Annotated in this window: 15 protein-coding genes; 1 reads left to right on the forward strand and 14 read right to left on the reverse strand. The window is 32.0% G+C overall.

What is annotated here, in order from left to right; translation table 11 throughout:
- The first annotated feature begins 40 nt into the window (after positions 1-40).
- A complete protein-coding gene (locus HZR23_RS14840) occupies positions 41-208 on the forward strand; it encodes a hypothetical protein (RefSeq protein WP_165913580.1) in 168 nt (55 codons plus the stop codon).
- A gap of 373 nt (positions 209-581) precedes the next feature.
- On the opposite strand, the gene wrbA is transcribed toward HZR23_RS14840, so the two are convergent.
- The 14 genes from wrbA to HZR23_RS14900 form a co-directional block, all read right to left on the reverse strand.
- A complete protein-coding gene (gene wrbA, locus HZR23_RS14845; RefSeq protein ID WP_132847269.1) occupies positions 582-1,193 on the reverse strand; it encodes an NAD(P)H:quinone oxidoreductase in 612 nt (203 codons plus the stop codon).
- A 555-nt stretch (positions 1,194-1,748) separates the two neighbouring features.
- A complete protein-coding gene (locus tag HZR23_RS14850; protein ID WP_132847270.1) occupies positions 1,749-1,973 on the reverse strand; it encodes a hypothetical protein in 225 nt (74 codons plus the stop codon).
- A 387-nt stretch (positions 1,974-2,360) separates the two neighbouring features.
- Positions 2,361-2,522 (reverse strand): hypothetical protein, encoded by a 162-nt coding sequence (locus HZR23_RS14855; protein ID WP_243098143.1) that lies wholly within the window; start codon positions 2,520-2,522, stop codon positions 2,361-2,363.
- 188 nt (positions 2,523-2,710) lie between these two features.
- Positions 2,711-3,985 carry a 4Fe-4S dicluster domain-containing protein gene (locus tag HZR23_RS14860; protein WP_132847271.1) on the reverse strand — a complete coding sequence of 425 codons (1,275 nt, stop codon included), beginning with the start codon at positions 3,983-3,985 and terminating at the stop codon, positions 2,711-2,713.
- 487 nt (positions 3,986-4,472) lie between these two features.
- Positions 4,473-5,549 carry a YkvI family membrane protein gene (locus HZR23_RS14865; protein ID WP_132847272.1) on the reverse strand — a complete coding sequence of 359 codons (1,077 nt, stop codon included), beginning with the start codon at positions 5,547-5,549 and terminating at the stop codon, positions 4,473-4,475.
- A 140-nt stretch (positions 5,550-5,689) separates the two neighbouring features.
- Complete coding sequence (locus HZR23_RS14870) at positions 5,690-6,508, reverse strand: alpha/beta fold hydrolase (protein ID WP_132847273.1); 819 nt, start codon at positions 6,506-6,508, stop codon at positions 5,690-5,692.
- Positions 6,509-6,548: 40 nt separating this feature from the next.
- The gene (locus HZR23_RS14875; RefSeq protein ID WP_132847274.1) at positions 6,549-7,094 is read right to left on the reverse strand and encodes a GNAT family N-acetyltransferase; all 546 of its coding nucleotides are present in this window, start codon (positions 7,092-7,094) and stop codon (positions 6,549-6,551) included.
- 244 nt (positions 7,095-7,338) lie between these two features.
- Positions 7,339-7,752, reverse strand: coding sequence for a DUF2721 domain-containing protein (locus HZR23_RS14880; RefSeq protein ID WP_132847275.1), 414 nt, complete (start codon positions 7,750-7,752; stop codon positions 7,339-7,341).
- A gap of 37 nt (positions 7,753-7,789) precedes the next feature.
- The gene (locus tag HZR23_RS14885; RefSeq protein WP_132847276.1) at positions 7,790-7,975 is read right to left on the reverse strand and encodes a hypothetical protein; all 186 of its coding nucleotides are present in this window, start codon (positions 7,973-7,975) and stop codon (positions 7,790-7,792) included.
- Positions 7,976-8,120: 145 nt separating this feature from the next.
- Positions 8,121-9,128: a group II intron reverse transcriptase/maturase gene (locus tag HZR23_RS14890; RefSeq protein WP_243098144.1), complete on the reverse strand. Its 1,008-nt coding sequence runs from the start codon at positions 9,126-9,128 to the stop codon at positions 8,121-8,123.
- Entirely contained in the window at positions 9,125-9,382 is a 258-nt protein-coding gene (locus tag HZR23_RS17370; protein WP_243098145.1) for a hypothetical protein, read from the reverse strand. Before HZR23_RS17370 ends, HZR23_RS14890 begins: the two co-directional genes overlap by 4 nt.
- A 313-nt stretch (positions 9,383-9,695) precedes the next feature.
- Complete coding sequence (locus HZR23_RS17655; RefSeq protein ID WP_279229875.1) at positions 9,696-9,824, reverse strand: hypothetical protein; 129 nt, start codon at positions 9,822-9,824, stop codon at positions 9,696-9,698.
- A gap of 553 nt (positions 9,825-10,377) precedes the next feature.
- A complete protein-coding gene (gene nrdG / locus HZR23_RS14895; protein ID WP_132847277.1) occupies positions 10,378-10,899 on the reverse strand; it encodes an anaerobic ribonucleoside-triphosphate reductase activating protein in 522 nt (173 codons plus the stop codon).
- A 24-nt stretch (positions 10,900-10,923) separates the two neighbouring features.
- Entirely contained in the window at positions 10,924-13,245 is a 2,322-nt protein-coding gene (locus HZR23_RS14900) for an anaerobic ribonucleoside triphosphate reductase (protein WP_132847278.1), read from the reverse strand.
- Positions 13,246-13,654: the final 409 nt, after the last annotated feature.

Raw genomic sequence — 13,654 nt, forward strand, 5'->3', positions numbered from 1 at the left:
TGTTGATTTGATAGCTGAACATATTAATCAATAAATATCTTTGCCTGAATCAATAGATGATCCAAAAGAAGTATTTACTACTCTAGCTTTAGAGATACGGAGAGTTTTATTAAAAACCAGAGATGCTGTTGAGATACTTGCACACTCTATCCCCAGTATTAATTCAATTAAATTCTTTATAGGGGCATTAATTATATGGGGTTTCTGATAAAAACTGTATAACTGCCAGAAATCTAGTAAACAACTATATTCTATCCTTTGTAGCTGACGAATTTCGTGCGACACATATTTCTCCCGAGGAAGTTGAACAGTTTGGATTTCTTTTTGGTGAACAATATGAAATAAATTTGGATTTGAACAACAGTTTTTATATGGATTAAGAGTATTGTTTGCAGATTTGTTGATTGACTAATAAAAAGGATATTATTTCTAAATACCATAAGAAATAATATCCTTTATTAATTTTGAACTAATATCATGTAGTATATCAAAAGCTGTTTTTATTACAAATATTCCTACTAGAATAACTATTCTCTTACTTTCAGCAAATCTTATCTATTATCTTGTTATGTATCTTTTTACTATTGATTGCCTTTTTGTACCCATTGAGCTACTGTAACAGTACGTATTGCCTGATGTTTAACAGCTGACCGCACATCTTCAATCATCTTGCCATCCTGACCAACAGTTACGCTTGTTCCATAAGGATTTCCACCAGCTCCGAAAATGGCTGAATCTGTGTAGCCAGGAGGTACTATAATTGCCCCCCAGTGACACATAACAGTATATAGTGATAAAATTGTTGCTTCCTGCCCCCCATGTGGATTTTGTGCAGAAGACATGGCGCTTACAACTTTATTTACAGTTTTGCCCCGTGCCCAAAGTCCGCCAGTTAAATCAATAAACTGTTTCATCTGAGATGACATAACGCCATACCTAGTTGGGGTACTAAAGATAATTGCATCTGCCCATTCTAAGTCATTTAGTGTTGCCACTGGAACCTCTTTTGTTTCCTCGACATGAGCTTTCCAAACGGGATTTTTTTCAATAGAAGATTGTGGAGCAAGTTCAGGTACCTTTAAAACCCTTACTTCAGCTCCGGCTTCTTTTGCTCCTTCTTCAGCCCATCTAGCTAATTGATAGTTTGTACCACCCATACTGTAATAAACTACTGCCAATTTTACATTATCCATATGCTTCTCTCTCCTTTTCTAAAGTTTTTAATACATATTATTTAAATACCAAAATCTTAATTCCTTCTTGTATATCTTATACCTCTGTTTAATCAATTTAAACAAAACCTATTGGAACAGATTTTAAAATTATATAAACGTATTTAGCAACAAAAAATATAGTATTGTTTTTAAGAATCTCAATATTCCAATAATTTTAAAATGCCTCCTACAAATTTTATTTTCAAATATTTTCTAAGAAAAACTCTTATAAAAGATAAAGACAACCTATCTTCTGCAGTACATACTCTATTAAATTCGTTACAAATTTGATTTTTGTTCGTAATTTCTAAAGTAATTCTGATAATCTATATATTTATACTAAACTCATTACTATAATGCTCACTATATTGAAACTACCAACCATTTTATTATTATTTCTTTTAACATTCTGCAGTTTTCTTCAATCTCATACTTTTAAAAGTAGCAACCGCTCTATCTTTTTCTTTCCATGTCAGAATACTATAATCTTCCTATAACAGTCTTTGTTCTGGCTGTTTTTTTACCTTTGATCCCCTATGGAAAACACCTTGTATTTGCTTTTGTGGATTTAACCTCAGGGTAATCCAATCTAATCTCATTCCCTATACTACAATTGGGACAATTCCATTTTATTCCTTCTTTTATTTCTATTCTTGAACTCATGATTATTTTACGTAAGAGTTCGATCTCATTTCTCATTGGGTGGCCCAATGAATCAAGAACCTCGGTTACATCCTTATTTAACTTGTTGCTTTCCATAAACTTAGCCTACTTTAAGTTTTGGGTTGATAAACTTTAGATTTCATATTTCTATGTTATCATCTTATTATTTCCTTAAACTTTTAAACAAAATCTTATTTATATACCATATTGGCGAGTTAAGTTATATGGCCTAAAAAAAGAAACGGGGTACTATCTCTTAATCATTAAGATATAATACCCAACGTCAGTTTGTACAAATACACTCTATACATATTAAGGTTTCATAATACTAATGTACTTGTGAACCTTAGATTAAATTTTTTTTATATAATAGATATAAGGGTGAAATTGCCTTATTTACTATTTGTGGAACACCCTTTTATAATTTAGTTGCGAAGTTTTCCATCGCTTCATTTACTTCTTCAACTGCTTCAGGTTTTATTATTAAATGCATTTAGGCATTATTTCCTGAAAGTATGTTAAATTAAATGTCCCTTCAGCTTGTCTTTTAAAACCATCCTCTAAAAGTACTATCGCTACTTCTTTTTTATCATCCTGTACTCGTTCTATGAAAAAATTATAAAACAATTTTTGTCCTTGGTTCATTAATTAATGCTCCCTTCAATATTTACATCTATATTCTTAACAAAACTTCTTAAATCTATATCTCTATTCTCAATAAATTTTAATCATACTTATACTTCTACAAGTCGCTTATCTTCATATTCTCCTTGGTTCAACTAAGTCGCATTTTCATTTATATGAACTTAAAATCCAATACATTAACTTTCCCATTAATTATATTTAGAAACTAATTTTTCAAGATAAACTGATTTCATTTGATTGCTTGCCATAACTTTTTTAACAGGTGGAAGTTTTAATATTACAGATAAAACTGCTGCCATAGCTCTATGACTTCCAAAGGCCTGATTATCAAAAATTAGTTCTTGCAGCTTTCCTTTTTCTATTGCCATAAGTACAATTCTATGAACTGAGTTTACAGGAGTTATGATTTTTTCATTTCTTCGCTTTAAGGATATACTTTTCTTAGAACAGGCTCTTACACAAATACCACAACCTAAGCATATTTCTTCGTTAATTTTTACAGCTCTTTCATTTTTTGTTTTACTCTTAGTATTTAAAAATTCTACAGCTTCTATTGGACATACTTTTAGGCACTTACCACATTGGATACAGCTATTTTCATCTATCTTAGGTATATACCCTGTTGTTTGAACAGGATGTAACATGCCAAATTTTTTAGCCGCAATCATAGCCTCACAACAGCAGCCACAGCAGTTACATATAAATGTAACTCCCTGCCTTACATTTTCTCCACATTGAACTAGATTACTCTCATATGCTTTGTGTAAGAGTTCAGTACATTCATTACGATCTACCCTTCTAGCATAATTATGATTTATCAACGAAGAGGCAGTATTATTAAATGTCATGCATATGTCCATAGGAGCGTCACATTCTTTACCTACATGATGCATTTTATGTCTGCAGTAGCACATGCTAATACCAATATCACTAGCTTCATTAATTATATGGCTTGCTCTTTCGAAATCTAAGATATGAACTTCATTATCTTTTGTTAGTACTTTTTCTTGAACAAAAACTCTTCCAAGTCTAGTTTCTGTACTTAAAAATAGTTCCTTCACAAAATCCTCTTCCACATTTAAATACTGATGAAATAGCTCTCCTAAAAGCTTTTGATCAATACCATTTTGTGTTCTCATCATCGAAAACTCAAAAAAACCTGCCATAGGTGGAGGTAAAACATATTTCTGAGTACCATTATGATTCATGTCTAAAAGAATTGCTCTGCTTGCTAATCTTTCTAAAACTTTTCCTGCTTCTCCTTCAGTAGTTTTCCATATTGCAGCTGCTGTTTTAATTGTAAAAGGTTTTATTGGTAATTGGGCTACATATGCTGCTTCCTTTTCGCTAAATAATAGTGTAAGTATTTTATATAGAGTCTCTGATGGTGGCGCTCCTTGTGGAAATTTGTTTAATCTTTCCTCTAAACTTTTATATGCAGATTTTCCTACTATATGGGACATTATTCATCACCACCTATAAGTATTATTTTTATTGTTTTTTCTGTTGGAGTTAATCAACTTTCCAACTTCTTTATTTTTAGGAGAGTTAACACTTTTATTTATAATTATACATACTGTAAAAACTTTATCTATTTTAGGAAACTGTATTTTGTATATGAAAATTTTTATAAAGGCTTTACAATGATTAATTAGAATAAAATGGATACTCAAAAGCTTTTACCATTCTAAAACGGTTATTGTATAAGATAGGTCGACTAAAAAAGGTATTGCTCTTAGTATCACTAATGAAAATTACGATCCCATACCCTACGTCTGGATAACATTTCAGTTTTTAACTGTATTTCGATTAAGCTTGTTTAAAGACTAATGGTAACTAATCACAGAAATACCTTAAGACATATTTCTAAAAAAGGCCAGCCCCAAAGGTTTTCATTTCATTCTAATAACATTTCAATTTTAAAATACTTTAAAGTATTTTAAATTTAGATTATTCCTCTAGACCCATATTGATTTTCTGTTGTAAAGATAAAAAATGCATTAAAATACCTATCATTGCAAAGAACCCAATATAGCCACAAACAGGAAAAAATATTGCTATGAGGTTTTTAAATCCTGCAATGCTTCCTATGAAAGCCATTACAGCGACTATAGGTGTCAGCATGTATGTGTTAGTGTTCTTGATCTTTTTAACACGGATAGTTACACCAAAAATACAAGATAATGCACTTCCGAACATTCCACAGAACAGTAGAATTGCATAAACCGTCCCCCATAAGGGATGTATTTTTTCAGCTAGTGTGAGCATAGGAAGCTCAACGTCCGCCAATATGTTTTGATTAAATGTTAACGGAAGTAGGATACATACAAATACTATTATTAGTTGTACCGCCCCCTGAAAAATGCCTTTATCAATAGTTTTTTCTTCTTCTACATCTGTGGCAATTGGTACTAAAATGGAGATAGCTGCCATCATATTATATGACACAAAGGCAATGGTTGAAAACAGCCAGTTTCCAAGCAAAGGATTTGCACCTGAAAAGGGTTGTGCAACTATATTTTTTCCCTCAAAATAAAAAAACGATAAAATGCTAGAAATCAATGCCGCAACAATCAATAGTGGGACAGTAATACTAAAAGCAGTAAGTACACCTTTTGCTCCGTAAAGTGCTACTATTGCAAGACAAATTGCCATCAGTGCATTTCCCAAAATTATAGGAATTCCAAACAATTGATATAATAAGGCCCCTGCCCCTGCTATCATAACAACTACAAGTCCAAACAAGAAAATAATAAATACACCACCAAAAATTGCTCTAAGCCACGGATTTTCTTTTTCTACAATTATTTTATCAAACTCAGTGATACCTGTTCGTTTTGCAATTTTCATAACAGAACAGCTAAATGTAAATAGCATTAAAATAGCAAAAAACATTCCTATTATTCCAAAACTTCCAAATACCGCAAAAAACTGCATTAATTCTTGCCCTGATACAAAACCAGCTCCTAAGAAGCTCCCCGTAAATGCCATTGCAATCTGACGTGAAGATATACTTTTTAAATTCAAAATAATCCCTCCCTTTAGCTATTATTATTTGTGCATTACCGCTTTTCAACTATTTTTTATTATAACATATATTTTCCAGTTCATATTAGTAATAGATTTCAGTAGAATAACTTACCAATTTAGCAATGTAATTATTTTAACTATCTAAATACTATTTGAGATAACTCTTCAATTACCTCAGTTGCTTTTTTTGGATTCTCCCTTACTAAGAGATGTGTACAATTCTCAAAGGGAACTATTTTCGAATCTGGTATTTTTGAATTTAAAAAACATGCTGTCTCTGGGGAATAAAGTGATTCATTGGTACCATAGGCGATTACCGCAGGAATTGTTAATCTACCAAGTATTCCTCTATAATCATTACTGGCCATAGCAAGCCACATTGCATACAAAATATGAGGGGTGTTAGACATCGCCGTTTCTATTGAAGCAGACAACATATCATCTGTCATATATGGAGCTACTTTTTTGAAGAAAATTTCTAAAAAGTCTTTTAAATTATCGCACATAGTAGTTAAGTCAACCAGTGCATTTTCAATTTTATAATTCCCATTATATAGCCCTAAATTCCAAGTATCATCGTTTATAAATTTTGGGGTCATGTCAAATAGAATTATCCCTTGAAGTTTTTCAACTCCGTAGATTTTAGCGTATTCAAAAATTGTTGATGCACCCATTGACCAACCTGCTAGGACTATATTTTCAAGTTTCAAATAATCAATTAACTCCCTTAAATCAACTGCAAAACGATTAAGAGTAAGTCCTATTTCAGGCCGGTCTGATCTACCATGGCCTCTAAGATCATAGGCAATAACCTTATACTTTTTACTTAGGCCTTCAATTTGTGGATTGTAAACAGAATGTTCCTGAGACCAACCATGTATCAGTACTATAGGTTTCCCTTCGCCCTTAGCTTCGAAAAATATTTTTATGCCATCAGTTGTATTAAAGTATGTCATTTTTTTGACTCCTTTCAAAATAAATCTTAGTTACTGATACCTATATATTATTTTGAAGTTTACCAAAACATAGTCTGTCGTAGTATACATTTTCTATAAAATGATAATCTCTTATGCGACCTTCAAGACTAAATCCGTTCTTTTCCATAATTCTAATTGAACCAATATTTCCGCTTACCACATGTGAATGGACTTTATGTAGTTTAAGTGACTCAAATAAATAATTAGTCATTATCCCCACAGTTTCTGTTCCATAACTATTGCCCCAAAAATCTTTATGAAAAACATAACCAATTTCAGCATGCTTTGCCATGAAATCAAAATTAAAAACCATAGCATTTCCTATAATTTCCTTAGTTGATTTAAGAACTATTGAAGCGTACATATGAGTCCCTGCTACCTCACGTCTGATCATTTCTTTGACGTACTCCTGGGTTTCATCCAAGTTATTCATTAGATTCCATCCAATAAAACGTGAAACATCTATGTCCGAAGCATACTTATGTATTTCTATACAATCACTTATCTCTAATTTCTTAAAATAGAAATTGTTACCTTCAAGTCTATGAAATAAACTTGCATTCATTATATTTCCCACCTTTTGTCTCTATTTTATTACGTTCACCAATCTACTGTTTCAGTAGTAGTTCTACAACAATTTCCTCCATCACAAATATACCTGATTTGAAAGCATAAGGTTATGCTTTCAGTTATTATAGCTGATTCCAATTGAATAAATTAGTTGCTACTTATCAATATATCTTTCAAGCTAAAAACATAAAAAATAAAAGTTTAGGATGCTTGTAAGCATACTTAACTTTTATTCTACCTTACTGTTCTTGGTTATCATTATCTTTTTTATCAAAATCCTGCAATTGAATATTTAATGCGTTAATGGATACCTGCAACTCTAGTATTAGAAATCCTAAAGAAATCAATAACAATACTAAACTTAAGCCAAATACTATATGGCCTAAAAAAATGGTTCTTGCATACATTAAAATCATACTCATTACACAAAAGAAAAAGCTTAAAGCACCGAATACTTGCATATTCCTTATGATTTTCATTCTACTTCTTAAATTGTCAATTTGCTCGCTTAAAATAGTATCTGGCGCTTGCCTATACTTTGTATGTAATTCTCTTATCAACTGTGCAAGGACAACAAATCTATTCGTATATGCCAACATGAGTAGGGATATTGCTGGAAACAATAAAGCTGGAGTTGTAAGCGTAAGTTCCAAAAATTCATCATCTCCTTATTAAATGATTATAAGAATATTATGTTATTTTAACACAAAGTCTAAGTGGACTTAACCTTATTATATCATAAAATAAGGATTTTTTAGAAAAAACATCCATTAAACAAATAAAAAGTTGTTGTTTCATGCTTAGAATATAGCTATAATTTTCATAAAACTCAACCCATCTCTCAACAGACTCTAGCCTTCTGCTCAATATATTCATAAGTATGCTTCTACTACACGTTAGCACCTATTGACAATTCTATCTTCGGAATAGATTTTTAAATTATATATATCTAAATAACAACCTTATCTCACAGAACCGGACTTACGTTTGCCGTATCCGGCTCCTGAAATTTCTCTCCGAATTAATAATAATTCGACAACAACCCAACTTCATATGTTCCAATGTCTATGAGGCCTAGTTCTTCAAAGTATTTATTGGGCAATATCTGGTGTATAATATGAACGTTTGAGTTCTTCCACTTAGTTACAGCCATCTTAAGTCCATTTCCTTTGATTCCTAGTTTCCTCATTTCTTTATGCATCGCCTTATAGGTTTTCCATTGTTTCATCTTTATCATTCTTAATCTTCTGCGTAGCCAACCCATAAATCCTACTATAAATCCTTTAATATTTGCTATTCGATAGTAATTTATCCATCCTCTTAGCTTAGGATTTAACTCTTTAATAATTTCTTCTAGTTTTCTCCCTGAGTTTCTTCTAGTAATTCGTCTTATATTTTCTTTAAAACGCTTTATCCTTTTAGAATTGACCGTAAGTATTCTTTTGTATATTACAAATCCTAGAAAGGCTACTCCTTCATTCACACTTGTTAGTTTAGTTTTCATATCATTAACTTTTAGCTTCAACTCTATCTCTAAGACTTTTGTAGCATAAGTTTTATAATCCCCTGCTGTTTTCTTATCTTTTGCAGAGATAAGAATATCATCAGCAAAACCCACTATTCTTATGCCATTATCCATCATCTTCTGGTCAAACTGATTAAGGTATATGTTGCTAATCAATGGAGAGATTACTCCCCCTTGCGGAGAGCCGATTTCCGTTTCGCAAAAATTGTCTCTATGCATTACACCTGATTTTAGAAATTTCTTAATCAAGTCTAGCACTTTACTATCACTTATTCTCTCTGATATTGCTTCTATGATGATTTCATGGTCTAGAGTGTCAAAGCATTTGCTTAAGTCCATATCTACTACATGTCCTAATCCATATTTATTCATAAATCGCTCTGCTTTTGCTACTGCCTGATGTTGTGAATTAGGCCTATATCCATAACTAGATGGATGAAAGGTAGGATCAAATATTGGTTCTATTATATTTACAATGACTTGTTGTACTACTCTATCTCTCACTGTTGGAATACTAATAATCTTATGCCTCCGTCCGGTTTTTCAATTTCTACTCTTCTTACTGGACTTGGTGCATACTCGTTGGTTTTCAGTCTTTCATGAAGAAACTCAATATTTAATTCAAGTCTTTCAGCAAAATCAGTAACAGTTTCCCCATCTATTCCTGGGGCTCCATTGTTCTTCTTTACACTTTTGAAAGCTAGTTTTAAATTTTCTTTTCGGTAAATTTTATCGATAAGGCTGTACCATTTCTTCACGTTTTTCCTCCTTTGTTGCTGTATCTTTCAGTACCTCTTGCTTAAGCTATATGTTCTTTATTAGGCTCACTTGACGTCTCTAGCTCTATGGCTATCTTATCTTTACTTACCTGACTACTTCATATCTGTGTCATCGAGATAATTCGCAAGTTTCTTATGCCAATTATTCGTATCTTCCAGCATTTCAGCTTTCTTTTAACACCTTCACTCTTACTTAAGGTACCTTCCAATACACTTTGAAATCTCTTCCACCCTTCGCATCTATCATAGATTTTTGACCTATGATAGTCACATCAACTAGATGATATGTCACCTATATTTTCTCCTCCACACTATTACTAGCTTTCATTGGTATAGGTTTATTAACTACTACGGCTTCATCTGCATACTGCACCCTCATCTTACCTCTTGCTTTCGCTTGTAGGTAAAATTTACAGCTCAAGTACAGCACTTCCGAGGTTAATTTGCTCCACCTGTTACTAAAACGACCATCTTAACACATATGACTAAGCTAATTTTAGGACGTTCCCACTTTTAGGAGGGTTATCCACCATATGTGCCAACATTGGTTCACTTTCGTTCCGTTCCAGCAACCGCCATCAGCTTCCTTCAGACCCTTTTGTCACCAAAAGCGCCCTTGCCTACAGCTTGCCTTCACATTAGCAAGGTAGCAGGTTTTCTTTTAAACCATCGGCTCCGCAACATGCCTCGCAAACTAAAAAATCCTCCCAGTCATCGGGAGGATAGTATCTTAACAATATATAAACTTAATTCATCAGAAGTAAAATCAGACATAATTAAGTTAAATTATTCTTATAAGGTTAAAATATTAGAAATACTGTGTACAGAAATTCATTTGTACATTTTAAAATGTAAACCCTGGTATAAAATATATTCTCAACAAGCTATCTATCTAAAAAATATTATCCACTACAAATTTTTATAAAAACTCTCTTAAATATTAAATATGAGTAGTAGTTTTAACATGTGATTTTTTATAGTGCATAATCCCATTCAGCAATAATTATTTTTTTATTTAGTTCTGTTTTTCTCACATCAATAACTCTTTGATTTTCAGAACCTCTAAATCTTAAGTTTAGATTTATCTTTTCAATTTCAAATGGTCCATCAATTAATATATCCGTATGTTGAAGTAGCTCAGTCCAGCCCTTCATTTTCTCAGAATTTTCTACCAAATATTCATAGGTATATCCTGAATAAGTGATGATATTATGACCTAATTTCTTTAACTCCATAGAAAGACTTGAAAGTACGTTTGCTTGTTCAAAGGGTTCTCCTCCACTTAATGTCACCCCATCTAAAAGTGGATTTTCTTTTACTTTACTAATAATACTTTCAATACTGATTAATTTTCCATTATTAAAAGAATGTGTATGCATATTATGACATCCTTGACAGTTATGCCTACATCCCTGTGTAAAAATAACAAATCTTATTCCTGGACCATCTACAATTGATTCTTGAACGATTCCTGCAACTCTTACCATACTATTCATTAATACTCACCCTATATTCAAAAGTTATACTATATGTGTGTGCTTTAATCTATCTCTTTCCTCGGATTTTTTAGCATCGTTAAATCTATCTAGAGTCCCCACTAAATATCCTGTTATTCTTCTAATTCTTTCAAATTTCACATCACCTTCTTCTCTACCACAGTTCGGGCACTTATCGCTAATTATTCCAGAATACCCACAAACTGGGTCTCGATCTACTGGGTGATTGATTGAACCATACCCAACTCCTTCTTCCTTCATTACTCTTATAACCTTTTCAAAAGCTTCTATATTTCTTGAAGCATCTCCATCAAATTCAACGTAAGTAATATGTCCTGCATTTGTAAGATTATGATATGGAGCCTCTTTTCTTATTTTATCGAACATATTTATCTTGTAATAAACTGGAACATGAAAACTATTTGTATAATATTCTCTATCCGTAATGCCCTCAATCTCTCCAAATATTTCTCTATCAATTTTTACTAGCCTTCCAGCTATACCTTCAGCAGGTGTAGCAATTAAAGAATAGTTCATTTTATATGTTTTTGAAGCGTCATCCATACGTTTTCTCATATGTTCTATAATATTAATCCCAAGTTTTTGAGACTCTTCTGACTCTCCATGATGCTTCCCAGTTAAAGCCTTTAGACATTCGGCTAATCCTATGAACCCCAAAGTTAAAGTTCCATGCTTTAATACCTCTCGAATTTCATCTTCATAACCAAGCTTATCAGAATCAATCCAAACCCCTTGTCCCATAAGGAATGGAAAGTTTTTAACTTTTTTCTGTGCCTGTATTTCAAATCTATCCATAAGCTGTTTGATGATCAGATCAATCTTTTCATCCAGCTCTTTATAGAAATTTTTTATATCCCCACAACATTTTAATGCAATTCTTGGCAGATTTACAGTTGTAAAGCTTAAATTCCCTCTTCCAAATACAACTTCTTTTGATGGGTCATATTCATTTCCCATTACTCTGGTTCTGCAACCCATATATGCTATTTCTGTATCAGGTTGTCCTTCTTTGTAATATTTTAAATTAAATGGAGCATCGATAAATGAGAAATTAGGAAATAATCTTTTTGCACTAACTCTACATGCTAGTTGAAACAAATCATAATTAGGGTCATCTATATTATAATTTACCCCTTCTTTAACTTTAAATATCTGTATAGGAAATATTGGAGTTTCCCCATTTCCTAAGCCCGCTTCCGTAGCTAATAGAAGATTTTTAACCACCATTCTACCTTCTAATGATATATCGGTTCCATAATTAATAGAGCTAAATGGCACCTGGGCCCCAGCTCTGGAGTGCATTGTATTTAAGTTATGAATTAGTCCCTCCATAGCCTGGTATGTACTTTTGTCCGTCTCGTTATAGGCCCTTTGTCTTGCAAACTCCTGAGCTTTCTTTACTATTTCTAAATCTTTGAAATATTTAAAAAGATATTGTTTTTCAACTTCTACATACTGATCTTCCATTTTTAAATTAGGTTCAATATTGTATTCTTCTTTTATTTCTAATAAAACCTGCTTTACTAAACTTTCTGCCTCCACATTATCAAAGAGTAGCTCAATGCTATTAATCAGATTTTTTGTATATAACTTTCTATATGTCTTTTTAACCCCCAGTGCAATTCCATAATCAAAGTTTGGAATACTTTGTCCACCATGCTGGTCATTTTGATTGGATTGAATTGCAATACAAGCAAGCGCTGAGTAACTTTGAATATCATTTGGCTCTCTTAAATAACCATGTCCTGTACTAAAACCGTTTTTAAATAACTTTTCAATATCGATTTGGCAACATGTCGTAGTAAGAGTTAGGAAATCAAGGTCGTGTATATGTATATCACCAGTTTTATGGGCATTTGAATATTCTTGTTTTAAAACAAACAGATTATAAAACTGTTTTGCTCCTTCAGAACCATACTTAAGCATTGTTCCCATAGCTGTATTGCCATCTATATTAGCATTTTCACGTTTAATATCATTATCTTCAGCATCTTTAAATGTTAAATCCTCATATATTTTCATGAGCCGAGTATTCATCTCCCTCAATCTCGTTCTCTCAGCTCTATATATGATATAAGCTTTAGCAATTTCTGCCTTTCCATTATCTATAAGTACTTTCTCAACAATATCTTGTATTTGTTCAACCGTTGGATTAGTGTTCTGAATTTCCTTTTCTATATATTTCACTGCTTTTTCAGCTATATTAAAAGCAGCTCCGTAGTCTTCTTTTCCTACAGACCTTGAAGCTCTAAAAATGGCATTTGCAATTTTTTCAATATTAAAGGGAACTTCTCTCCCATCTCTTTTTACGATTTTAGTAATCATAATAAATATCCTCCTTATGTAAGAAATTATGCAATTCATAAAACTAAATTAATTTAAGCAATACATCAAACTACTATATATGGACTATATAAATATTATCATGCACTATATTTTGTGTCAAACTATATATCCTTTAACTTAGATAGCAGTTTGTTATTTTCTAGTGTAATTGCCCTAAAGATGTTAAACGAATCATTAGAAAAATTAGATACTTTTATGTATAATATTTTAGTAATGTTTCTGTAAATTTAGATCACTTGAAATCGAAACTTTCTCTTACTAATGTAAAAAGCCTATATAACAAGTACATAGACTTTTGAATTTTCACGCATTTAATTAACATATTGCTTCATGTGTTTTTATTTATATTTACACAAATTGAACACCTATATGTTAATAAAAAAGTTGA

It is taken from the genome of Serpentinicella alkaliphila, assembly GCF_018141405.1.
Classification (GTDB): domain Bacteria; phylum Bacillota; class Clostridia; order Peptostreptococcales; family Natronincolaceae; genus Serpentinicella; species Serpentinicella alkaliphila.